At 71.7% G+C, this 21,964-nt stretch carries 20 protein-coding genes and 1 pseudogene; 5 read left to right on the top strand and 16 right to left on the bottom strand.

Annotated features, from left to right (window positions below; genetic code table 11):
• Nucleotides 1–93 precede the first annotated feature (93 nt).
• From NCC78_RS32430 to NCC78_RS06695, 7 genes and pseudogenes are all read right to left on the bottom strand, one after another.
• Nucleotides 94–792, bottom strand: a pseudogene (locus NCC78_RS32430) (alpha-1,6-glucosidase domain-containing protein); the annotation flags it as partial.
• 972 nt (nt 793–1,764) lie between these two features.
• Nucleotides 1,765–2,097, bottom strand: a complete 333-nt coding sequence (locus NCC78_RS06720) for a hypothetical protein (RefSeq protein WP_250792440.1) — start codon at nt 2,095–2,097, stop codon at nt 1,765–1,767.
• Nucleotides 2,098–2,543: 446 nt separating this feature from the next.
• Nucleotides 2,544–3,281, bottom strand: coding sequence for a class F sortase (locus NCC78_RS06715; protein ID WP_250792438.1), 738 nt, complete (start codon nt 3,279–3,281; stop codon nt 2,544–2,546).
• A gap of 58 nt (nt 3,282–3,339) precedes the next feature.
• Complete coding sequence (locus tag NCC78_RS06710) at nt 3,340–4,008, bottom strand: hypothetical protein (RefSeq protein ID WP_250792436.1); 669 nt, start codon at nt 4,006–4,008, stop codon at nt 3,340–3,342.
• A gap of 262 nt (nt 4,009–4,270) precedes the next feature.
• Nucleotides 4,271–9,766, bottom strand: a complete 5,496-nt coding sequence (gene pulA / locus NCC78_RS06705) for a pullulanase-type alpha-1,6-glucosidase (RefSeq protein WP_250792434.1) — start codon at nt 9,764–9,766, stop codon at nt 4,271–4,273.
• Nucleotides 9,767–9,981: 215 nt separating this feature from the next.
• Entirely contained in the window at nt 9,982–10,665 is a 684-nt protein-coding gene (locus NCC78_RS06700; protein ID WP_250792432.1) for a cellulose binding domain-containing protein, read from the bottom strand.
• 96 nt (nt 10,666–10,761) lie between these two features.
• Nucleotides 10,762–11,346, bottom strand: coding sequence for a cellulose binding domain-containing protein (locus NCC78_RS06695; protein ID WP_250792430.1), 585 nt, complete (start codon nt 11,344–11,346; stop codon nt 10,762–10,764).
• Nucleotides 11,347–11,550: 204 nt separating this feature from the next.
• On the opposite strand from NCC78_RS06695, the gene NCC78_RS06690 reads away from it, so the two are divergent.
• Nucleotides 11,551–12,096 carry a GNAT family N-acetyltransferase gene (locus NCC78_RS06690; RefSeq protein WP_250792428.1) on the top strand — a complete coding sequence of 182 codons (546 nt, stop codon included), beginning with the start codon at nt 11,551–11,553 and terminating at the stop codon, nt 12,094–12,096.
• A gap of 68 nt (nt 12,097–12,164) precedes the next feature.
• Here the strand turns inward: NCC78_RS06690 and NCC78_RS06685 are convergent, their stop codons facing one another.
• Both NCC78_RS06685 and NCC78_RS06680 read right to left on the bottom strand, forming a co-directional pair.
• Nucleotides 12,165–12,554 (bottom strand): DUF6841 family protein, encoded by a 390-nt coding sequence (locus NCC78_RS06685; RefSeq protein ID WP_250792426.1) that lies wholly within the window; start codon nt 12,552–12,554, stop codon nt 12,165–12,167.
• 37 nt (nt 12,555–12,591) lie between these two features.
• Entirely contained in the window at nt 12,592–13,260 is a 669-nt protein-coding gene (locus NCC78_RS06680) for a hypothetical protein (RefSeq protein ID WP_250792424.1), read from the bottom strand.
• 31 nt (nt 13,261–13,291) lie between these two features.
• Here NCC78_RS06680 and NCC78_RS06675 point away from each other — a divergent pair, with 31 nt between their 5' ends.
• On the top strand, nt 13,292–13,471 hold the full coding sequence (locus tag NCC78_RS06675; RefSeq protein WP_250792457.1) for a hypothetical protein: 180 nt from the start codon (nt 13,292–13,294) through the stop codon (nt 13,469–13,471).
• 15 nt (nt 13,472–13,486) lie between these two features.
• Here NCC78_RS06675 and NCC78_RS06670 read toward each other — a convergent pair whose 3' ends face one another.
• A complete protein-coding gene (locus NCC78_RS06670; RefSeq protein ID WP_250792423.1) occupies nt 13,487–13,855 on the bottom strand; it encodes an ArsC/Spx/MgsR family protein in 369 nt (122 codons plus the stop codon).
• 101 nt (nt 13,856–13,956) lie between these two features.
• Between NCC78_RS06670 and NCC78_RS06665 the strand changes: the two genes are divergently transcribed.
• Both NCC78_RS06665 and NCC78_RS06660 read left to right on the top strand, forming a co-directional pair.
• A complete protein-coding gene (locus NCC78_RS06665; protein ID WP_250792421.1) occupies nt 13,957–14,679 on the top strand; it encodes a dienelactone hydrolase family protein in 723 nt (240 codons plus the stop codon).
• Nucleotides 14,680–15,096: 417 nt separating this feature from the next.
• Nucleotides 15,097–15,756: a C39 family peptidase gene (locus NCC78_RS06660; protein ID WP_250792419.1), complete on the top strand. Its 660-nt coding sequence runs from the start codon at nt 15,097–15,099 to the stop codon at nt 15,754–15,756.
• 78 nt (nt 15,757–15,834) lie between these two features.
• On the opposite strand, the gene NCC78_RS06655 is transcribed toward NCC78_RS06660, so the two are convergent.
• Entirely contained in the window at nt 15,835–16,194 is a 360-nt protein-coding gene (locus tag NCC78_RS06655) for a VOC family protein (protein WP_250792417.1), read from the bottom strand.
• Between the two features lie 161 nt (nt 16,195–16,355).
• Between NCC78_RS06655 and NCC78_RS06650 the strand changes: the two genes are divergently transcribed.
• The gene (locus NCC78_RS06650) at nt 16,356–19,217 is read left to right on the top strand and encodes an aconitate hydratase (protein ID WP_250792416.1); all 2,862 of its coding nucleotides are present in this window, start codon (nt 16,356–16,358) and stop codon (nt 19,215–19,217) included.
• 434 nt (nt 19,218–19,651) lie between these two features.
• On the opposite strand, the gene NCC78_RS06645 is transcribed toward NCC78_RS06650, so the two are convergent.
• The 5 genes from NCC78_RS06645 to NCC78_RS06625 all read right to left on the bottom strand — a co-directional run.
• Complete coding sequence (locus NCC78_RS06645; RefSeq protein ID WP_250792415.1) at nt 19,652–20,161, bottom strand: GNAT family N-acetyltransferase; 510 nt, start codon at nt 20,159–20,161, stop codon at nt 19,652–19,654.
• A 63-nt stretch (nt 20,162–20,224) separates the two neighbouring features.
• Complete coding sequence (locus NCC78_RS06640; RefSeq protein WP_250792414.1) at nt 20,225–20,827, bottom strand: GTP-binding protein; 603 nt, start codon at nt 20,825–20,827, stop codon at nt 20,225–20,227.
• Nucleotides 20,808–21,194 carry a DUF742 domain-containing protein gene (locus tag NCC78_RS06635; protein ID WP_250792413.1) on the bottom strand — a complete coding sequence of 129 codons (387 nt, stop codon included), beginning with the start codon at nt 21,192–21,194 and terminating at the stop codon, nt 20,808–20,810. Before NCC78_RS06635 ends, NCC78_RS06640 begins: the two co-directional genes overlap by 20 nt.
• A 5-nt stretch (nt 21,195–21,199) precedes the next feature.
• Entirely contained in the window at nt 21,200–21,622 is a 423-nt protein-coding gene (locus NCC78_RS06630) for a roadblock/LC7 domain-containing protein (RefSeq protein ID WP_372495076.1), read from the bottom strand.
• Between the two features lie 95 nt (nt 21,623–21,717).
• A partial coding sequence (locus NCC78_RS06625; RefSeq protein WP_250792412.1) for a hypothetical protein occupies nt 21,718–21,964 on the bottom strand: 247 nt, incomplete at its 5' end.

Here is a 21,964-nt window from a genome sequence, read left to right as displayed (position 1 = left end):
CCCCTCCGGCCCGCCCGGGAACGGTCCAACCGGATCGGACCCGGCGGGCCGGAGGACCGCCGCCAGGAGAGACGAGCCGGCCCCCTTCCGCGGTCACCACGGAAGGGGGCCGGCCACTGCCGTACGACTGCCGCACGAAACCGCGACGCTCCGCGCCGGCACGGTGAACGCGTCGGTGGCCGCGTCGATCGTGGCCGTCCGTAGCACCTCATCGGCGGAGGCCCGCAGCACCGGGTGCAGCGCCACGTCCGCCGCCCGCAGCCCGGTCAGCTGCTGCGTCGCCCCGCCGGGGATGGCGTTGAAGACCGTCCCGGACTTCCGGCGCCCGTCGAGGCTGCGACCGTCCAGCGTCCTGGTGAGCGCGCCGGGGTCCACGCCTCGCCGCAGAGCGGGAAGGCGCCGGCTGTTGCACCTGCTCCGCGGTGGTCAGCCCGAACACCGGCGAGGAGGCGCGAAACCTCTAGCAGCTCGGCGTACCGGGCGTCGCGGCCGCTCGGTGCGGGCGGTGACGAAGCCGGTCCCCTGCCCATCACGGGTGCTCAGCGCGAGCACCTGCATCCGGGACCGGTCCGCCGCCGAGGTTGCCTGCGGCAGCCGGTGACCGCCTCTCCCGATGCGGCGGCGTAACCGGCCGGCCGAGCCGTTGTAGTCGACCTGGACGCCGGTCACCTCTGGTCCGACGGAGTCGGTGAACCGGTGGCCGGCGAGGTTGCCGGCCAGCCCGACTTTGATCAGATCGTGCTGGAGCAGCAGCCGCGCGAGCTGCTGGGCCGCGGTGCCGATGACCTCGTCGCCGGAGCCGACGCGCCAGGTCAGCCACCCGACGGGCCGGGCGGAACGCGGCCGACCCGGACCGACCCGTCCGGTCGGTGGGACGCGGAAGACGGTTGGTCGACAGCCGTCACCTGGCCTCTACTCACCGGCATGCCGACGCTGGCCCCACCGGGAACGGCAGGGTGCCGAGGAAGGAGAGCGCCACCGCGGCCGCGAGGTGAACGAGAAGCTGTAGGGCCGGCCACCACCAGCCCAGGCAGGGCGTAACAGCCGGCGATCGGGGGACGTCACCGGCGGTCGGCGCCACACCGTACCGGTTGAGAAGAACGCCGGCGCCGAGACCAGTGCCACTCAGCTCCTGATACTGATCGTCACGCAGGTCCGAGGCCGGGCGGCCGGCGATGTCGGGTCTCAGGACGTCCGTGGACAGATCGGTGTCGGCACGCGCGTGACACGTCCGGCTGGATGAGTTGTTGTGCCAGGTAGCCGTTCAGGGCTCAGGCGGGTGGCTCGTAACGCCCTAGGGATCGGCGGATGCTGGCCGACCGAGCAGGTCTTCCACAGTTCTCTGTGCCACAGGACCCGGTGGCGAAGGGTTCGGTCGTGGCGGCCGAGGTGGGTGTGTGCGTTCGCGGCCAGCGGCGGCCGTTCACGTATGCCGCCGATCGAGGCTCGGGCGGTGTTCGCCGGGATGGTGCAGGCGCCAACACCGGGCCGTACGTGGCCGCACCCGCCGCCCGGGTGCGGGGTGTCCACGGCACCGCGCACCGCCGGTTGGTCGCCGGGAGCCGGATCCTGCATGGTGAGCATCAGAAGTACGACAAAGAAGAGGCCAGCGGCACGCCACGGGAATCCGTGACCGCCGCTGGCGCTCCTGGCCAGGACGCAGCGGTGGGATGCCACCGAGCGCGTTGCCGGCATGCTGGCCCACCGCGAGCCGCACGAGCGGCCCCGCTGATGCCGGCACCCCTCGAGCGACTCGAGCAGCTCCTAGTCCTCCACGTCCACGTCCACGTCGATGTCGCGGATACAGACGATGATGTTGTTGGGCTGAGTCCTGCTGTCGTTCGTCTGGTCAACTTCCACGGACTGCTCGAAGTCGACTTCGCTGTCCTCGATGTCGTTGTCGCTAATGATGTTGGCGACGATCAGCTCGTTGATCTGCTCGTTGGTCGCGCAAACGAATCCGTTGCGGTCCTTCCCGTTGGAATCCCCGTACTCCCCGTCGGACGCGGCGAGCGCGGCGGCGGGCGCGCTGAGCAGCAGTGCGGCGCTGCCCAGCACCACCCCGCCGGCGAGCTTGGTCAGAAACTTCTTCGACATGTCCCTCACTCCCTCCTGGTCGGCTCCGGATGATGAGCCACTACGAACATAAAAGAGCTTCATGTTGGTTCGGAGCGCTTTTCAGGTTTTTGAGGGGAACATGCCGCTGGCTGCTATAGGAGGCCTAACGAAGCTCCTGCAACGTGTCGGACGTGGTGAGGCGAGGAAGGCTCCCTGGGCGTCGCCGACGCGTTCCCACCGGATACGTAGCCGTTTTCATACCTTGGTACCAGCCGCCGGTGTGCCGGTGCGCGGCGCGAAGGATCCCGAACAGCACTGCCGTCCGGAATCCGCCTGCGCCCCGGGTGCCGTGGGTTGCGCTGTGGTTCGGCCAGCAACGGCTCGATGCGCTGCCACAGCCCGTCCGGCCCGACCCACGGCGGCTGCGCACACGCATCGCGGCCGTGGATCGCAGGTCACCACCTACGAGGGACAGGGAGTCAAGGTCATGGCACGAGCGTCGCGAACACCACGATGTTGTCCCTGTACGACTTCGCTGCCTTGTCGTAGCTGCCACCACAGGTGATCACGCGGAGCTGCGCCTTGCCGGTGTGACCGTAGACCTGCTTCAGCGGGAGCTTGGTCTTCGGGTAGCGGGCCACGCCGTCGACGATGAACCGGGCCTTCTTGCCATCCTTGCGGAGCACCTCGATGGTGTCTTTCGGTTTCAGCGCGCCCAGGCGGAAGAAGACCGCTCGCCCGGTGGCGCGTGAGTCGACGTGGCCCACCACCACCGCGGTCCCGGTCTCGCCGGGACTCGGTCCCAGCTTGTACCACCCGGCCGTATCGGGCTGGTTGAACGGCGGGACCGCGATCTGCTGGTTCCGGTCCAGCCCGAGCGGAGTCGTCGGCGCGTCAACGCCGATCCGCGGGATCCTGATGCGGGTGGGTTGCGATCGCGGCATCCCGGCCAACGTCGGTGGGGAGGACGGGCGGGTCGCGGCGGGCTTCGAACCGTTCTCGAGGGGGCCGCGCGCACTGCGCGCCTCGCCGCGGGTCGCCCCGGTGGTCGGCGACGCGTTGGCTCGGCTCGGCGTCGGTGTGGTGGGCTCGTCCGCCAACGGTGACAGCAGGGACAGCGGTGCGGCGGCGGGGTCGGGCTGCGGTGGCGGTCCGACCGGATCGGAAGCCGTGGCCGCGTGCACGATCAATCCTGCTCCGGTGAGCGTGACGAGGACGACCATGACGAGGCCAGCGGCACGCCACGGGAAACCGTGGCGGCCGCCGGCGCTCCTGGCCGCCCTAGGCGACAGTGCCACTGGCCGACCGCCGACGCAGCAGTGCGATGCCACCGAGCACGCCCACGCCCACCATGCCGGCTCCGGTCGCCGTCAGAACACCGGTGTTGGTGTCGGAGAACGCGCCGCCGTCACCGGCCGCGACGCCAGCCGTGCTCGGGAGGATCCAGGCTCCGTCCGGACCCGCGTACGCGCCGCCAGCCGCGGCGGTGTTGCCGGCAGGCTGGCGCAGCGGCGACCCGGCCTGGCCGAGACTGGCCTCGACCATCCTGAGCAGGTCGCCGAGCAGGTCGGTCTCCACGTCCACCCCCACCTCGAGGTCGCGGATGCAGACCACGATGGTGTTGGGCTGCTGGGTTCTGGTGTTCGACGCCGACTGCGCGGCGCTCAGGTTGAACGTGACGACGCTGTCCTCGATCGTGTTGTCCTTGACGATATTGGAGATGTTCTGCTCGTTGATCTGCCTGGTGGTCGCGCAGGTGACCCCGTTCCCGCTCCTGTCCTTCAGGTCGAATGTCTTGGGCTTGTCGTCTGACTTCTTCGATTTCTGCCCCTGGGTCGAGGCCTTGGGCTGCTTGGTTGGCCCGTCGTCGGGCGCGGCGAGCGCGGTGGCGGGCGCAGCGAGCAGTAGCGCGGCGCTGCCCAACACCATCCCGCTGGCGAGCTTGGTCAAGAACCTCATCGACATGTTCCTCATTCCCTTCTGGTCGGCTCAGGAGGACGAGCTAAGACGAACGTTAGGCTGATTCATGCCGAACGAGAGGACTTTCCAGGTTTCGTAACATCTAGGACTTAAGGTGCGGTACGTAGTTGGTTTGTATCTTCTGGGGAGTAAGGGCCGTTCTGTCCGCCCGGCATCGGTAGCGGCAAGGATCGGCTGACGCAGAAGGGCCGGCCCCCTCCGCTCTCGCGGAGGGGGCCGGCCCGCGTTCGGGTCAGCGCTGCACGAAGACCGCCACGCTGCGGGCCGGCACCCGGAACGTGCCGCTCGCCGCGTCGAACGACGCCGTACGCAGCACCGGGTCCGCGGAGCCGCGCAGCACCGGGTGCAGCGTGACGTCCGCGCCGCGCAGCCCGGCGAGCTGCTGCGTCACCGCCTGCGGGGTGGAGTTGAACACCACCGTCACCGACGTCCACCGCCGGTCCAGGCCCCGGCCGTCGAGCGTCATGGTGAGCACCCCCGGCGTCTCCTGCGCCCCGGACAGCGGGAAGGCCACCCGCTGCTGCACCTGCTCCGCGGTGGCCAGCCCGAACACCGGCGAGGAGGCCCGGATGCGCAGCAGCTCGGCGTACCGGGCGTCGGTGGTGTCGATCGCCGCGCAGTCCGGGACCAGCTTCGGATCGGCCAGCAGCGGCTTGGCGTACGGCCACTTGTCCTTGTTGTCCTGCTCCGGCGGGAGGCCGACGCCGAACCCGTTGCCCTGGGCGCAGTCCCAGCGGATCTGGTTGAACCAGTCACCGGAGTTGTACGAGTTACGGTCCAGCGACTTCGAGCGCAGCCGCTCGGTGCCGGTGGTGACGAACCCGGTGCCCTGGCCCATCACCACGGTGCTCAGTGCGAGCACCTGCATCCGGGCCCGGTCCGCCGCCGAGGTGCCCTGCGGCAGCTTGTACGCCAGCGCGTCGTACAGGATCTCGTTGTCGTGGGCGTCGACGTAGGTGACCGCCTCCCCCGGCGCGGCGGTGTAGCCGGCGGGCGAGCCGTTGTAGTCGACCTGCGCGCCGGTGACCTGCCGGCCGGAGGAGTCGGTGAACCGGTAACCGCGCAGGTTCCCGGTAAGCCCCACCTTGATCAGGTCGTGGGCGTGCAGCAGCCGCTCGCGCTGCTCGGCCTCGGTGCCGTTGACCTCGTCACCGTTCGGGTCGGTGAACAGCCCGGAGGCGAAGCCCTGCACCCGCGGGTTGGCGTCGAACGGGCCGCCGCCGCGCACCGCGTCGCGGAGCCGGTCGTTGAAGGTGCCGACCCCGGTGCCGGCCATGTTGCCCTGGGTGGCCTGGACGAAGCGGGCGTCGTCGGCGACCTCGCCGAAGTTCCAGCCCTCGCCGTAGAGCAGGATCTTCCGGCCGTCGACGCCGTCCCGGGCGACGGTCAGCTCGTCCAGCGCCTTCCGCACGGCCAGGACGTTCGCCTTCGGGTGGTGGCCCATCAGGTCGAACCGGAACCCGTCCACCTTGTACGCCCTGGCCCAGGTGACCAGGGAGTCCACCACCAGCTTGCCCATCATGGCGTGCTCCGGCGCGGTGTTGGCGCAGCAGGTCGAGTTGGCGACGCTGCCGTCCTCCAGCAACCGGTGGTAGTAGCCGGGCACCACCTGGTCGAGCACCGACTTCGGATCGGCGCCAGCGGCGGAGGTGTGGTTGTAGACCACGTCCATCACCACCCGCATGCCGGCGGCGTTGACCCCGGCCACCATCTGCCGGAACTCGGTGGTCCGCTTCGCCCCGGCCGGGTCGACGGCGTAGCCCCCCTCCGGCACGGTGTAGTGCAGCGGGTCGTAGCCCCAGTTGTAGCCGTCGGACTCGGCGACGGCCGCGACGCACTTCTGCTGCTCGTCGGAGTCCGGCGGCAGCTTCGCCAGGTCGCAGGCGGGCTGCTGCTGGTCGGCGCGGCGCTCGGGGATGGTGGCGAAGTCGAACGCGGGCAGCAGGTGCAGGTGGGTCACCCCGGCGTCGCCGAGCGCCTTCAGGTGCTTCATGCCCGCGGTGGCCGGGTCGGTGAAGGCGAGGTAGGTGCCCCGCCGCTCGGCCGGGACGGTGGTGTCGGCGACCGAGAAGTCCCGTACCGACAGCTCGGAGATCTGCACCTTCGTCGACGGCACGGCCGCCGGCTTGCGCAGCTTCGCCCAGCCCTGCGGCGCGAGTGCCGGGTCCGACAGGTCGACGATCTGGCTGTGCGTGGAGTCCGGCGCGAGGGCCACCGAGTAGGGGTCGGTCACCGCCGCGGTGACCACCTTCTGCGCCGCCGGCTGCCAGGCCTCGACCTGGTAGCGGTAGTACTTCCCGGTCCAGGCGCGGGCCCCGCGCACCGACCACACGCCGGTGCGGTCGTCCCGGCGCATCCCCACCGTCCTCGGCTGCGCCGTGGGCGAGTCGAAGAGTTGCAGCGACACCGTGCGGGCGGTGGGCGCCCAGACCGACAGGGTCGGCACCTTGCCGGCGAAGGTCGCCCCGAGCTTCGCCCCGGTGGCCGGGGAGTAGACGTCGTCGAGCACGCCCGGGATCTGCACGCCGGTGGCGGCGAGCAGGGTGCCCTCGGCGTCCCGCTCGGTCACCAGGAGCTGCCCACGCAGGGCCGCCGGCACCTTGGCCAGGTCCCGCCGGTCGAGCGTGAAGCCGCGGTGCGCCCACAGGTGCGGGAAGGCCGCGCGCTGGGCCTCGGTGAGCCCGTTGCGCTGCGCCGCCAGCGGGATCGTGGTGTACGTCCCGGCCAGGTCCCCGTCGGCGACGGTCACCCCGCCGGTCGGAGCGGCGACCAGGGCGTACGTCTTCCCGTCGGTCTCCCCGGTCTGCCAGGCGACGGTGGAGCGGTCGATCCAGTGCGCCTTCTGCTTGGTGATGTCGACGTCCCCGCCGGTGCCGGAGGCGGTCGACGGCAGCAGCCGGCCCGGGGTGCCCGCGAGCAGCCACACCTCGCGCCCGGCGCTGGCGAAGTCGAGCCGCTGGTCGTCGGGCAGGTCCTTCTCGTCGCCGGAGTGGATGATGTAGCTCAGCCCGGTGGCCCCGGCCGCGAGCGGCACCCGGAAGACGGCCCCGAAGGAGTCGATGCGGGTGGGGGCGAGCGGCTTGGCCCAGTCGGTCGGGGTGGCCGCACCGTCCCACAGGTGCAGGCCCCAGCCGTCGTAGTTGCCGTCGGCCCGGCGGTAGTGGATGAGCGCGGTGCCCTCCTCCACGGCCGGGTCCGGCTCGCCGGTGGCGGCCTGCCGGGTCGGGTGGACGGTCGGATCGCCCTGCTTGATCCAGATCTCGCCGGTCTGCGTGACGTCGATGGTGCGGTCCTGACCGACGTCCTTGTTGCCGTTCTTGTCGACCACCAGGAAGCCGACGGACTTCGCGCCCGGCTTCAGCTTCACCCAGGCGAACCGGCCGTAGGAGTCCTCACCGGCGAACGGCTGCCCCTTGGGCCACTCGGTGACGTACGCCGGGTCGAGGTCACCCCAGGCGTACAGACCCCAGTCGTCGTACCCGCCGGCCGGGCGCTGGTAGTGCACCACCGCCCAGTCCCGAGAGGCGGACTGCGCCGGGGTGCCGACGGTGGCGGTGGAGCGGGTGCTGGCGGTGCGGCCCCTGCCGTCCCGGACCACGGCCTTGTACTCGATCTTCGTGCCGCCGGCCAGGCCGGTCAGGTCGTGGTGGACGGTGTACGGGGCCCGGTCGGCGGTGCCGAGCAGGCTCCACTTCCCGCCGGCGACCCGGGCGGCGACGGTGACGGTGGCCAGCGGGTCGCCGGTGACCTGGGCGGTGACGGCGGCCTTCGTGGCGACCGGGGCGTCCGGGGCGGTGATGGTGATGACCGGCGCGGCGGTCGGCAGCGGGATGGCGGCGCCGGCCCGGTGCACCACGGCGGACAGCGGCGGCACGGTGACGGTGAGCCTGCCGTCGGCGCCGGCGACGGGTGCGGACGAGCCGCCGTAGATGCCGGTGAAGGTGGCGCCGGCGGACCAGGTGTCCACGGTGACAGTCTGCGCGGTCGCGGCGTTGTTCACCGCCACGACGTACTCGGTGCGCTCCTTGGGGTCGACCCGGGAGAAGGCGAAGACGCCGGGGCCGTCCGCCGCGTGCCGGGTGACCTGGATGCCGTCGCGCAGCGCCGGGTGCGCCTGGCGCAGCCTGCCCAGCTCGGCGATGGCCCGGTAGAGCGGGTGCTGCGGGTCGAACTGGTCGCTGGCGTGCGTACGGGCGGTGCCGATCAGGTCGTCGTCGAGGTAGTCAGGCGTCCGCGTGGCGAACATGTCCTGGCGGGCGTCCTTGTCCCCGCCGGGGCCGGTGAAGCCCTGCTCGTCGCCGGAGTAGACCACCGGCTGACCGCGGGTGAGGAACATCAGCTGGTGGGCGAGCTGGTCGCGGCGCAGTTGGGCGGCGTCGTCACCACCGCCGGCGGCGACGAACGAGCCGATCCGGCCCATGTCGTGGTTGCCGAGGAAGGTGGTCAGCCGGCCGGCGTCGGTGTCCCGCGAGGAGTAGAGGTCGTCGCGGGCGTACACGTCGGCGAGGGCCTTGGCGGAGCCGTCACCGGCGGTGTAGCCGCGGGCTGCCTCCTGGAAGGCGAAGTCCAGGGTGGCGGGCAGGCCGCCGCGGCGCACGTAGGTCGAGGTGATCTCCGGGTCGGCGCTGTAGACCTCGCCGAACATGAAGAAGTCCTTCTTGCCGGCGGCCTCGGCGGCCCGCTCGATGCCCCGGCTGAACTGCGGCCAGAAGTCGAGGTTGGCGTGCTTGACGGTGTCCAGCCGGAAGCCGTCCACGCCGGTGCCGGCGATCCAGTCGCCGTAGACCTTGGTCAGGCCCCGCACCACCTCGGGGCGCTCGGTCCACAGGTCGTCCAGGCCGAAGAAGTCGCCGTACTCGCTGTTCTCACCGGCGAAGGTCGAGTCGCCCCGGTTGTGGTACATGGTCGCGTCGTTCAGCCACGCCGGGACCTTGACCTTGGCGTCCGCCGGGGTCTCGAAGGTCGGGGTGTACGGGAACGACGTCGGGTCCACGTCGGGGAAGTCCCGGGTGCCGTCGGCGTAGTTGCGGTCCTCGAAGGCCCGCCCCTGCGCGTCGGTGTACGGCGAGGTCTTCTTGTCGATGTACGCGTACTTGTCCTCGGCGTACTTGATGACGTCGGCGGTGTGGTTGACGATGACGTCGAGGTAGACCTTGATCCCCCGCTGGTGGGAGAGCGCGACCAGCTTCTTCAGCTCCTCGTTGGTGCCGAAGTGCGGGTCGACCTGGGTGAAGTCGGTGATCCAGTAACCGTGGTAGCCGGCGGAGACGTCCGCGCCGGTGCCCTGGACGGGCCGGTTCTTGAAGATCGGGGCGAGCCAGATGGCCGTCGTGCCCAGCCCCTGGATGTAGTCCAGCTTGTTGATCAGTCCCTTGAGGTCGCCGCCGTGGTAGAAGCCCTTGTCCTTCGGGTCGAGGCCGGTCTTGAGCCGGTCACCGGTGAGGCCGCCACGGTCGTTGCGCGGGTCGCCGTTGGCGAACCGGTCCGGCAGGACGAAGTAGAACTGCTCGGCGCGCGCCTGGTTGGTGCCCGCCTTGAGCAGCGCCTCGGCGGAGGGCTCGGCGCGCCACTGGGCGGCGTCGGCGGCGGCGAGCGGGTCCGTGCCGGCCGTCCCGTCGGTGGCGTCGGCACCGAGCTGGTGCACGGCGACCGGGGCGCCGACGAGGGTGAGGGTGAGCAGGGAGACGAGGGCGAGCAGGGCCTTGCGCGGTATCGGCGGGGGTTTCATCGACGGCCTTCCTCTGGTCGCTGATTCGCCCGCACGCTAGCTCTTGCCGAAACATTCTGCAATACGTTGCAAACCAAGTCGCAACAAAGCAGCCGACTTGCGTAAGGCATTCCTGACCGACGGTGCCGCGACCGCTCGGCGCAGGCCCGGGCGCCGCAGGCGAGGCGGCCCGCGCAAGGAGGCACCCGGGGTCCCGACCCGGGGTGGGGGTGGACTCAGAGCCCCTGGCAGGCACCGCCGTCGACGGTGCAGCTCGCCGGCCTGCTGTCCGCGCGTTCGATGTGGAAGCGCAGCGGCACCGACGCGCCGGGGGCCACGTTTACGCCGCTGCGGTAGCTGAAGCCGTCTTCGGTCTGGCTCATCGTCCCCTGTGGCGCGCCCTCCACCCAGGTGGTCGCCACCCGGCCGCCGGGAAAGGCGAGCCGGACCGTCCAGCCGCGGTCGGTCCGCGAGTCGTTGCGGACCAGCACCTCGCCGATGAACCCGCCGGGGAACGACTCCAGCACCCGGTACCGCCCGCTCACCGGCGGGGGCGCCGGCGGGACGGCCGGCCGGGGCGCGGGTGGCGCGGTGGCACCGCCACCGCCGGCCGGGACTGCCGGCGTGGCCGCGCCCGTGGTGGGCGGGACCGAGGCGCGCGGGGACAGTTTCGGCCGCACCGGCGGAGTCGGGGTCGGCGCCGCCTGACCCGTCGACGACGGCGGCAGCTCCGGCAGCACCAGGGTCGGGGCCGGCTCGGGTTGCCCGTCGACGACGATGCCCCGGCCCCGGTACGCGCCCAGCGCGACCACCAGCATGACCACCATGACGACGACGCCGATCGACACCACGATCCAGGGTGAGGAGGCGATGGCGGTCGAGGCGTGGGGCGCTCGCGCTGCGCGACGCGTGCCGGACATGTCCCTCCTTCAGCGGGCCGTCCGGGCAGCGTAACGATCAGCGGCTATGTCGGAAAGTGCTGGTCGGATCACCTGACCGTCCTGACAGTCCGGTGCTCAGCCGATGACGCAGTCGGCGCCGTTCACGGTGCACTGGCCCGGACGCTCCCCCGTGCCGTTGCGCCCCACGCGCAACGACACCGTCTGGCTCTCCCCGGCGTCCAGCGGCCCGGTGCCCCGCAGCACGTACCAGCCGCTGCCGTTGGTGGAGACGGAAACCCCGGAGTCGCTGGAGGCCTGCATGCTCTTGACGTTGCCGGTGAAGAGCAGCTCCACCCGCCAGTCCGAGGCGCGGTCGGCCCCGTTGCGGACCACGAGACTCGCCTCGAAGGAGTTCCGGTCGCTGTCCTGCACCGAGTAGCGGGCGCTCATCCGGCCGGAGCCGCGCACCACCGGCTGGTCGGAGGCGGCCACCGACGGGCGGGAGGTGGCCCGCGCTGACGGGGTGGCCAGGGTCGCCGTGACCAGGTCCTCCGGGGTCTCCGACGGGCTGGGCGCAACGGTGGCGGGCAGGGTCGGCAGCATCAGCGGCGGCGCGGGCGCCGGTACCGCCTGTTGCTCCGAGCCCCGGAACGACACCAGCGCGAACAGCAGCAGCGCCACCAGCAGTCCGACCCCGAGCAGGACGACGACCCACGGCACCGACGCCAGCACCCTGGACGCGGGCCGTTCGCCGGGTTCGCCGGCAGGCCGTACAGACATTGAGGTCCCCCCTCATCGGAGCCGACGCGCCAGCCTAGCCACCGGTCGAGCCGACCGGAACCCGGCCCGGTCCGAACGGGCCGACCGGCCGGCGGCGGCGGAAAACGGTTGGCCGGCCGGGACCGGTTCGGCTTCCATGAGCACATGCCCGCGTTGATCGCACCCGCCGAAAGGGTGCACGCCAGCTTCCTCGCCGCGATGGCGGAATTCCGCGCCGAGGGCCGCGGCGACCGCCAGGACCACACCATGGTCGGTGCGGAGATCCGCCGGTACGCCGACAGCTGGCACCGCCCGGAGGCCTTTGCCGGCTTCGTGGCCGACCTGCGTGCCCAGGCGTTGCCGGAGACCCCCCGACCCGACGGCTGGGTGCCGGACACCACCCTGTGGTGGGTCGCCGGGGAAGAGTACCTCGGCCGGATCTCGATCCGGCACCGGCTCACCCCGCACCTGCGCGAGGTCGGCGGGCACATCGGCTACGACGTCCGCCCCACCGCCCGGCGCCGCGGTCATGCCACCGACATGCTGCGCGCGGCGTTGCCCGTGGCCCACCGGCACGGCATCGAGTCGGCCCTGCTCACCTGCGACGTCCACAACGTCGCCTCGCGGCGGGTGATCGAACGCAACGGCGGGGTGCTGGCCGACGAGCGGGCCGGCAAGCTCCGCTTCTGGGTGCCCACCACCCGGCCCTGACCCCGGCCACCCGGCACCGCACCGCCCACGCGTCCCGGCCGCGTGGCGGCGCAGCCGTCTTCGCCGGCTCAAGCGGTGCGCAGGACCGTGCAGATGACCGGCCCGTCCTCGGTGGTGCGCAGCAGGTAGCGGTAGCGCTCGCCGGGGACCGACCGCCCGCGGCTGTCCAGGAACTCCCACTCGACGGCCACCATGGTCAGCAGCGCCGACAGCGGCTGCACGTCCTCGATCGCCGCGTGCGCGGCGACCAGCTCGCGCTCCTGGTAGTCGGGGGCGGCGCCCACGAAGGACAGTGCCACCGCCGCCGCGGAGGTGAACGAGAAGCTGTACGTGTCGGCGACCACCAGGCCCGGCAGGGCGTAACAGCCGGCGATGGCGGGTACGTCGCCGGCGGTCAGCGCCACGCCGTACCGGTCGAAGAAGTCGGCCAGCGTGTCCAGATCGGTGGAAGCGTTCACGGGAACAGCAATTGCCGGCCGGCCGGCGGGCCAAACCTCAGCGCGGCGGGATCCGCACCTCAATCTCGGCACCGAGCCGGGCGTCGGCGGCGAGGCCGAGGTCGTCGCCGCTCCAGAACCGGCCCGGGTCGTACCAGTTCGGACGCCGACCGGCCGGGAGCAGCCCCATCGCCTCGTACGTCACCGCGACCACCTCCGCGCAGTACGCCGTCTCCAGGGCACGCTCGCGCGCCGACGAGGTCGGGCGGTTTCGGTCCCCGCCGGGCAGCGCCGGCATCCGCACCGCCGGCACCCGGCCCCGCACCCACCGCCAGGCCAACTGGGCGGTGGACGGGAACGGCGTACCGTCGAGGCGGGCGATCGTGCGCAGCACCGCCTTCTCCATCTCCCCGTCCGCTGGCGGGTCGAGCTGGCGTAACCAGGCCCGCTGGCCGTACCGGTTGGCCCAGACGCAGACCGCGTCGCGCAGGTCGTGCAGCTGCACACCGCGCTGGTGGCCGCCCGACCACATGTCCGGCAGCGACCTGCCCAGCTCGGCGTGCCACATCAGGGGCGGCATGTCGTCCAGCACCACCGCCATGCCGACGTGGTTGACGGGACTGTTGGTGGTGAACTGGATGGCCCGGTCGGGCACGCTGCGTCCCCGGAACACCCACACGTCTCCGGTACGGGTCAACTCCACGGCCTCGTCCAGGCTGATGCTCATGGGCGTCTACCCTAGGCCGATGCGGCAACGGATGCGGTGGTGGAAGGTACTCGGACTGGCCGGTCTCGCCGGGGTCGCGGCGTCCGGCGTGGTCATCGCCCGCGCGGAGCGGCGGCGCCGGGCGTACACCCCGGAGGAGATCCGGGCCCGGCTGCGCGACCGGCACGCGGAGGCCGCGGGGAACGGCACGTCGGCCGGCGGGCAGGCCTGACCCGGCCGCCTCGGGTCAGCGGCCGGCGCGGCGCAGCGCCTCGTCGAGCGCCTCGGGGGTACGACCGACCAGCGCGCCGCCGTCGTCGAGCAGCAGGATCGGCCGCTGGATGAGTTCCGGATGCGCCACCATCGCCTCGATCCAGCGGGGCTCGGTGGCGTCGTCTCGAGGCCAGTCCGCCATGCCCGACGCCACCGCGGCCGGCTCCCCGGTGCGGCACACGTCCCAGGCGCGGGCGTCCAGCCGGCCCAGCACCTCGGTCAACTCGGCCGCGCTCGGCGGCTGCTCCAGGTACGCCCGCAGCCGGTACGGCACCCGCGCCTCGTCGAGCCGGGCCCGCGCGCCGGCGCTCTTCGAACAGGACGCGTTGTCCCAGATCTCCATGACCGACATGGTGGCAGACCACCCGCCGGCCCGCCCACTTCTCTCCCCTGTGGACGGTGCACGGGGCCTCGGAGCAGCGTTTTCCCGGCTACCATCCCGGCATGGCCACGTCGTTCGACCAGACGCCGTTCGTCCTCTCCCCGCCGGCCGCGCCCGTCGAGCGGCACGACCGGGTGGACCTGCACCTGCCGACAGGTGACGGGCCCCGGCCGGCCGTCGTGCTGGTGCACGGCGCCCCGCTGCCGCCCGGCGTGGCCGACCCGCGCGACTGGCTGCTCTACCGGGGCTATGGCGCCCTGGTGGCCGAGCAGGGCCTGGTCGCCGCCGTCGTCAGTTACCGCGTCGACGAGCGGACCGGCTTCCCGGGCGCGGCCGAGGACGTCGCGGCGGCCGTCGCGCAGGTCCGCGCCGATCCCCGGGTCGACGCCGACCGGCTGGTGCTCTGGTTCTTCTCCGGCGGCGGGCTGCTGATGGCCGACTGGCTGCGCGCCGCGCCGTCGTGGCTGCGTGGGCTGGTCGGCACCTATCCGCTGCTGGTGCCGTTGCCCGGTTGGGAGGTCGACGCCCGGTTCCGCCCGGTCGACGCCGTGGCGTCCCCCGGCGACCTGCCGATCCTGCTGGTCCGGGCGGGTCGGGACATGCCGCCGCTGCTGGCCGGGCTCGACGCATTCACCTCGGCGGCGGCAGCGGCTGGCCGGTCGGTGCGGGTCCTCGACGTACCGGACGGGCGGCACGGCTTCGACGCGCTGGACCACACCGACCAGTCCCGGGACGCCGTGCGCGCGACCCGCGAAGCGGTGGTCGCGCTGCTGCGCGAGGCGTAGCGACCTGACCGCATCGCTGCGCGGTTGCTATCTGAACGTCCGGTTTCACTCGCGGTGTCGCATGCCTGGGGGATCTCTGGGCGGTGGAATGGCCGGCGGGTCGGGGTCGTTGTACATGGGGTAGGGCCGCGGCTTGCCCGGTCGGCCGGACCCCGGGACCGAGGCCCGCGGAATGCACGGCCCGCCGGGTCGGTTGCATCTCCGGTACGGAGCCGGACCGAGGCAGGAGCAATGCCGGCCCGGGTCGGCAATCCAGAGCTGGAATGCCCAGCCCCCCGGGCTGGTTACATCCCCCCGGTACACCCGAGCAGAGCCCCTTGGCCGCCGGGCAGATCACCTCTTCTTGACTTCCCCTCGCGTGGCGTCGTCCCCCCGACGGCATCTGCGCGCACCCCCGATCGAAAGGTGCAAACCACCATGCGTACCGATCTGATCCGCAAGACCGTCCTGACCGCTGCCGGTATCGCCGCGACCGCCGGTGGGATCGCCGGCCCGGCCATCGCCGCGCACGCCGCCCCCGCCGAGCGCGCCGGGCAGGTCAGCACCGACCGCAAGCCGCACGGCGAGCGCGAACTCAACGTGCGCTACCAGGCCCAGCCGAACTTCTACTACTGCGGCCCCGCCGCCACCCGCAACGCCCTGTCCGTACAGGGCAAGGAGATCGACGTCGACGCCATGGCCAAGCAGATGGGCACCACCGAGGCCGGCACCGACAGCATCAACGACATCACCCCGGTACTGAACAAGGAGACCGGCAAGAACAACGCCTACCGGTCGGTGGAGATCCGCGACAACCGCGCCGACGGCAAGCAGACCGACAAGCTGCGCGCCGACATCGTGCGCACCATCGACGACGGCCGCGCCGTGGTCGCCAACATCGCCGGCACCGCCACCGACACCGACGGTGTCACCCACTCCTTCGAAGGCGGGCACTACATCAGCGTCATCGGCTACCGCGACGACGGCAACACCGTCACCATCGCCGACTCCGCCAACCCGGAGCAGGCCTCCTACCGGATGAGCGTCGACAACCTCGCCGACTGGATCGCCACCCGCGGCTACGCCACCGCCTCCTGACCCACGACAAACGCGAAGGGCCGGCCCCCACCAGGGGCCGGCCCTTTCGTCATGCCCGGGTGAGGGACGGGCGGCGGGTCAGCCGGCGACCGGGGCGACGAACTCCAGGCGGTTGCCGTGCGGGTCCGCGGTGTGGAACCGCCGCATCCCGGGCAGTTCGTCGTCGCCCCAGGTGACCGGGTGTCCGGCGGCGACCAGCCGGGCGGCGAGCTCGTCCAGGTCGGGGCGGAGCAGCGCCGGGTGTGCCTTGCGGGCGGGGCGGAAGTCGTCCTCGACGCCGAGGTGCAGCTCCGCGCCGTAGCCGGTGAACCAGCAACCACCGCGGGCGGCGAGGGCCGGTGGTTTCGGCTTCTCGGCCAGGCCGAGCAGGCCGGTGTAGAACGCCCGGGAGGCCTCCTCCGAGCCGCGTGGGCAGGCGAGCAGGACATGATGGATCATGGTGGCACCTCCTCGTCCCGAACCCTGGCACGAGGTTGCGCTAATAGCAAGACGGACGTACGGTTTTGTTGATAGCGGAGAATCGGCGGTAAGTGTCACCTAAGCAGGGCGGCACCCCGGCCGGTGCGACAGACTGCTCAGGACTACTCACGGTCGCTGGTGTGAAGGAGTACGACGTGGCGAGCCTCGACACCTTCGGTGCGAAGACCCAGCTACGCGTCGGAGACGCGAGCTACGAGATTTTCAAGATCGACAAGGTGGAGGGGCACGCCCGGCTGCCCTACAGCCTGAAGATCCTGCTGGAGAACCTGCTGCGGACCGAGGACGGCGCGAACATCACCGCCGACCACATCCAGCAGCTCGGCGCGTGGGAGGCCGCCGCCGACCCGAGCGTGGAAATCCAGTTCACCCCGGCACGGGTGCTCATGCAGGACTTCACCGGCGTGCCCTGCGTCGTGGACCTGGCCACCATGCGGGAGGCCGTCCGCGACCTCGGCGGCGATCCCGCCAAGGTCAACCCGCTCGCCCCGGCCGAGCTGGTCATCGACCACTCCGTCATCGCCGACCTGTTCGGCCGCGAGGACGCCTTCGCGCGCAACGTCGAGCTGGAGTACGAGCGCAACAAGGAGCGCTACCAGTTCCTGCGCTGGGGTCAGACCGCGTTCAACGAGTTCAAGGTCGTCCCGCCCGGCACCGGCATCGTGCACCAGGTCAACATCGAGTACCTGGCCCGCACCATCACGGAGCGCGGCGGCCAGGCGTACCCGGACACCGTGGTCGGCACCGACTCGCACACCACCATGGTCAACGGCCTGGGCGTGCTGGGCTGGGGCGTCGGCGGCATCGAGGCCGAGGCCGCGATGCTCGGCCAGCCGGTCAGCATGCTGATCCCCCGGGTCGTCGGCTTCAAGCTGCACGGCGAGATGCCGGCCGGCACCACCGCCACCGACCTGGTGCTCACCATCACCGAGATGCTGCGCAGGCACGGCGTGGTCGGCAAGTTCGTCGAGTTCTACGGCCCCGGCGTCAGCGCCGTGCCGCTGGCCAACCGCGCCACCATCGGCAACATGTCCCCGGAGTACGGCTCCACCGTCGCGATCTTCCCGATCGACGCCGAGACCGTCCGCTACCTGGAGCTGACCGGCCGCGACGCCGCCCAGGTCGCGCTCGTCGAGGCGTACGCCAAGGAGCAGGGCCTCTGGCACGACCCGGATCACGAGCCGGAGTACTCGGAGCGGCTGGAGCTGGACCTTTCCACCATCGAGCCGTCGCTGGCCGGCCCGAAGCGCCCGCAGGACCGGGTGCCGCTGGGCAGCGCCAAGACGCTGTTCCGCTCCGCGCTGACCGACTACGTCGCCGAGGGCGACCTCGGTGGCGAGAAGGAGAAGGACGTCAAGCCGGGCGTGCCGCGCGAGCGGCTGCCCCGGGGAGTGGCCGGCCCGGCCGACGAGGCCAGCGCCGAGTCCTTCCCGGCCAGCGACCCGCCCGCCAACGACTACAGCGACCCGAACGACGAGCCGCGCGACCTGGAGACCGCCGCGGTGGGCTCCGGCGGCCGCGCCAGCAACCCGATCCGGGTCACCAGCGCCGACGGCGTCGAGTACGAGCTGGACCACGGCGCGGTCGTGATCGCCGCCATCACCTCCTGCACCAACACCTCCAACCCCCAGGTGATGATCGGCGCCGCGCTGCTCGCCCGCAACGCGGTCGACAAGGGCCTGGCCCGCAAGCCGTGGGTCAAGACCACCCTGGCGCCGGGCTCCAAGGTCGTCATGGACTACTACGACCGCGCCGGCCTCACCCCCTACCTGGACAAGCTCGGCTTCAACCTGGTGGGCTACGGCTGCACCACCTGCATCGGCAACTCCGGCCCGCTGCCGGAGGAGGTCTCCGCCGCGGTCAACGAAGGCGACCTCGCCGTCGTCTCGGTGCTGTCGGGCAACCGGAACTTCGAGGGCCGGATCAACCCGGACGTCAAGATGAACTACCTGGCGTCCCCGCCGCTGGTGGTCGCGTACGCGCTCGCCGGCACGATGGACATCGACCTGGCCAACGAGCCGCTCGGCGAGGACAGCCAGGGCAACCCGGTCTTCCTGCGCGACATCTGGCCGAACAGCGCCGAGATCCAGGACGTCATCGCGCAGGCGATCGGCGCCACCGGCTTCAGCGCCGCGTACGCCGACGTCTTCGCCGGCGACGAGCGCTGGCAGTCGCTGCCCACGCCGACCGGCGACACCTTCGCCTGGGCGGACGACTCCACCTACGTCCGCAAGCCCCCGTACTTCGACGGGATGCAGCGGGAGCCGAAGGCCGTCGTCGACATCGCCGACGCGCGGGTGCTGGCCAAGCTGGGCGACTCCGTGACCACCGACCACATCTCCCCCGCCGGCTCGATCAAGGCCGACTCCCCCGCCGGCAGGTACCTCGCCGAGCACGGCGTGCCGCGCCACGAGTTCAACTCGTACGGCTCGCGCCGGGGCAACCACGAGGTGATGATCCGGGGCACCTTCGCCAACATCCGGCTGCGCAACCAGCTCGTCCCAGGAGTCGAGGGCGGCTTCACGGTCAACCACCTGACCGGCGAGCAGAGCTCCATCTACGACGCCTCCATGGCCTACCAGGAGGCCGGCGTCCCGCTGGTCATCCTGGCCGGCAAGGAGTACGGCTCCGGCTCGTCGCGCGACTGGGCGGCCAAGGGCACCATGCTGCTCGGCGTCCGGGCGGTCATCGCCGAGTCGTACGAGAGGATCCACCGCTCGAACCTGATCGGCATGGGCGTGCTGCCGCTGCAGTTCCCGGTGGACACCACCGCGGAGTCGCTCGGCCTCACCGGCACGGAGGCCTTCTCCATCACCGGCGTGACCGCGCTCAACGACGGCGACACCCCGCGCACGGTGCAGGTCACCACCGACACCGGCGTGGAGTTCGACGCCGTGGTCCGCATCGACACCCCGGGTGAGGCGGACTACTACCGGCACGGCGGCATCCTGCAGTACGTGCTGCGTCGCATGATCGCCAGCTGACGTCGTACCCGACAGAGGGCCCCTTCCCGAGCACGCGGGAAGGGGCCCTCTGTCGGGTACCGCCCATCGCGCCCAGCGGCAGCTTCGCTCAGCGCAGTCTCAGCGCGACCGCACGGGCCTCCTCGTCGGTCAGCGGCAAGAACCACAGGAAACGGCGGACGACGGCGATCGGGTCGGGGCCGCCGGGCTGGCCGCGCAGGTCGCGGATGGCGCGGCGGGTGATCCGGGAGAACTCCGGGATCAGCGTCGCGCGCCGGGCGGCGTCCGTCGGGGTCGCGCGCAGTGCCGGGCAGGGCCACCAGCATGATCACGGCGCTCAGCGCGTTCAGCAGACCGATCCGCTCGCCGGGCAGGCGGAGCCCGGGCGCGCCGACGGGTAACGCGCAGAACCGGTTACGGTTCAGCCCGCCGCACCGGATCCACGGTCATGCCGGTCACCGCGTGATCCGCTCTGGCTGGGCGGACGTGCGCAGGCCCTTGCGCATCTGCTGGGTCATCACCCGGTATCCCGCGGAGCCGTACAGGCTCAGCGCCGGCGTGTTGGACCCGAACACGTTGAGCTCGAGGGCGTGCGCACCCCGTTCCTGAGCCACCCGCTCTCCGGCCGCGAGCAGAACGCGCCCGAGACCCTGGCCGCGCCGCTCGGCGACCACCTCGATGTCGTAGAGGTAGGCGCAGTGCGCGACGCCCCGCGGATGCGCCAGCCCGATCCACAGTCGTCCGATCGGTGTTCCGTCAGCCAGCACGCCGAGCAGGAAGATCATGCCAGGCGTGGCCATCCCCTGAGGCAGCAGGGCCGCGTTGGCTTCCTGGGAGCGGCCCAGAGCTTCGTCAGCCGTCCAGTTGCCCGCCGCGACCTGTTCCTGCGCGTAGGCGTCCACGACGTCGGTCTGCCACCGGTCGAACTCCTCGCGGGACATCGGCCGCACCGTCACCTCGATCATGCGAGGATCTTGCCACGAGGTGCGGATGCGGATGGTCCCCGTCGCGCCGGATGATCAACCCGCTCAGTCGGCGCGGCGGCGGGCGTCCCGGGTCTTCATGGCGTGCTCCATCAGCGTGATGAGCACCTCCTTGCTCGACTCCCGCTGCCGGGCGTCGCAGAGCAGCACCGGCACCCCCGGGTCGAGGTTCAACGCCGCCTGCACCTCGTCGAGCCGGTAGTGCCGGGCGCCCTCGAAGCAGTTCACCGCCACCACGAACGGCGTGCCCCGGCCCTCAAAGTAGTCGATGGACGGGAAGCAGTCGGCCAGCCGGCGGGTGTCCGCCAGCACGACCGCGCCGATCGCACCGAGCGCCAGCTCGTCCCAGACGAACCAGAAGCGGTCCTGGCCGGGGGTGCCGAAGAGGTAGAGCACCAGATCGTCGCTGATGGTGATGCGACCGAAGTCCATCGCCACCGTGGTGGTCGTCTTGCTCTCCACCCCGGAGAGGTCGTCGATGCCGACCCCGGACTCGGTCAGCACCTCCTCGGTGCGCAACGGGCGGGTCTCGCTGACCGCGCCCACCATGGTGGTCTTGCCCACGCCGAAGCCGCCCGCGACGAGGATCTTGATCGCGGTGGGCAGTGGCGTCGCTCCCGCCGGCCGCTCAGAGTGCCCGTAGTCCATTGATTACCGCCTCGAAAACGCTGTTGTCGGGAAGGCCGGCCGTGGTGCGTGGCTCGCGTACCTGCACCAGGCTGCGAGCCACCAGGTCACCCAGCAGGACCCGGATGGTGCCCACCGGCAGGTCCAGGTGGGCGGCGATCTCGGCGACGGACTGGATCCGCTGGCAGAGCCCGACGATCGCCAGGTGCTCCGGACCCAGGCCCACCTCCGGGGTCACGTCCGCGCGGGTCGCCGTGACCAGAGAGATCAGGTCGAACGTGCCGGTGACCGGGCGGGCCCGGCCGCGCGTCACCGCGTACGGGCGGACCACCGGCCCCGCGTGGTCGTCGACCCACTGGTGCTCCGCGGACTCCCCCTGCACCGTCATCGCGGCTACTTCTCGCCGGTCGGCTGCTCGGCGGTCCGTGACGGCGACGCGACGTACTTGCCGACGCGGGTGACCAGCATCGCCATCTCGTAGGCGATCAGGCCGACGTCGGAGTCCTCGCTGGCGAGGACGGCGAGGCAGGCGTTTCGCCCGGCAGCCGTGACGAACAGGAAGGACGACTGCATCTCGATGATCGTCTGCTGCACCTGCCCGCCGCCGAAGCGCTTGCCCGCGCCCCGGGCCAGGCTCTGGATACCGGCCGCCATCGCCGCCAGGTGCTCGCCGTCGTCGCGGCTCAGCCCCTGCGAGGAAGCCATCAACAGGCCGTCCGTCGAGAGCGCGACCGCATGCTCGGCCTGCTTCACCCGGCCGACCAGATCATCCAGCAACCACGTCAGGTCGGCACTCGAAGCCATCTTCTGCGCCACTCGTCGTCCTCTTCTCCCCCGGCTGTTGTCGCCGAACTCGTCTGGGGCTGACCCTCACGCCGCGAGCGGGTCGTCCGCACCGCCATCGGCGTCGGTCAGGTCGCTTGCTGGTCGCCGACGTCCGGTTCGTCGCCGGCTGCGGGCTGGCCCGCCCCGCCGAGCAGCCGGGCGGCGTCCGTACGGCCACGCCGGGTGCCGGTCTGGTAGGAGCTCATCATCCGGCGCACCTGCTCCGGCGGGCGCACCTCGTCGTCGTCCTCGTCCTCGGCGGCGGTCGGCTCGTCGCGCAGCTCGGGCACGATGTTGGCCTGCCGGACGCGGACGGGCAGCCCGGAGCCGGTG

It is taken from the genome of Micromonospora phytophila (assembly GCF_023656545.1).
GTDB lineage: Bacteria > Actinomycetota > Actinomycetes > Mycobacteriales > Micromonosporaceae > Micromonospora > Micromonospora phytophila.
This window is presented reverse-complemented; position numbering and strand designations above follow the sequence as displayed.

What these genes read in the sequence shown, in the direction of transcription:
- NCC78_RS06720 (WP_250792440.1), bottom strand. Translation starts at nt 2,097, where the DNA reads ATGTCGAAGAAGTTTCTGACCAAGCTCGCCGGCGGGGTGGTGCTGGGC.
- NCC78_RS06715 (WP_250792438.1), bottom strand. Translation starts at nt 3,281, where the DNA reads ATGGTCGTCCTCGTCACGCTCACCGGAGCAGGATTGATCGTGCACGCG.
- pulA (WP_250792434.1), bottom strand. Translation starts at nt 9,766, where the DNA reads ATGAAACCCCCGCCGATACCGCGCAAGGCCCTGCTCGCCCTCGTCTCC.
- NCC78_RS06700 (WP_250792432.1), bottom strand. Translation starts at nt 10,665, where the DNA reads ATGTCCGGCACGCGTCGCGCAGCGCGAGCGCCCCACGCCTCGACCGCC.
- NCC78_RS06690 (WP_250792428.1), top strand. Translation starts at nt 11,551, where the DNA reads ATGCCCGCGTTGATCGCACCCGCCGAAAGGGTGCACGCCAGCTTCCTC.
- NCC78_RS06680 (WP_250792424.1), bottom strand. Translation starts at nt 13,260, where the DNA reads ATGAGCATCAGCCTGGACGAGGCCGTGGAGTTGACCCGTACCGGAGAC.
- NCC78_RS06675 (WP_250792457.1), top strand. Translation starts at nt 13,292, where the DNA reads ATGCGGTGGTGGAAGGTACTCGGACTGGCCGGTCTCGCCGGGGTCGCG.
- NCC78_RS06670 (WP_250792423.1), bottom strand. Translation starts at nt 13,855, where the DNA reads ATGGAGATCTGGGACAACGCGTCCTGTTCGAAGAGCGCCGGCGCGCGG.
- NCC78_RS06665 (WP_250792421.1), top strand. Translation starts at nt 13,957, where the DNA reads ATGGCCACGTCGTTCGACCAGACGCCGTTCGTCCTCTCCCCGCCGGCC.
- NCC78_RS06660 (WP_250792419.1), top strand. Translation starts at nt 15,097, where the DNA reads ATGCGTACCGATCTGATCCGCAAGACCGTCCTGACCGCTGCCGGTATC.
- NCC78_RS06655 (WP_250792417.1), bottom strand. Translation starts at nt 16,194, where the DNA reads ATGATCCATCATGTCCTGCTCGCCTGCCCACGCGGCTCGGAGGAGGCC.
- NCC78_RS06645 (WP_250792415.1), bottom strand. Translation starts at nt 20,161, where the DNA reads ATGATCGAGGTGACGGTGCGGCCGATGTCCCGCGAGGAGTTCGACCGG.
- NCC78_RS06640 (WP_250792414.1), bottom strand. Translation starts at nt 20,827, where the DNA reads ATGGACTACGGGCACTCTGAGCGGCCGGCGGGAGCGACGCCACTGCCC.
- NCC78_RS06635 (WP_250792413.1), bottom strand. Translation starts at nt 21,194, where the DNA reads ATGACGGTGCAGGGGGAGTCCGCGGAGCACCAGTGGGTCGACGACCAC.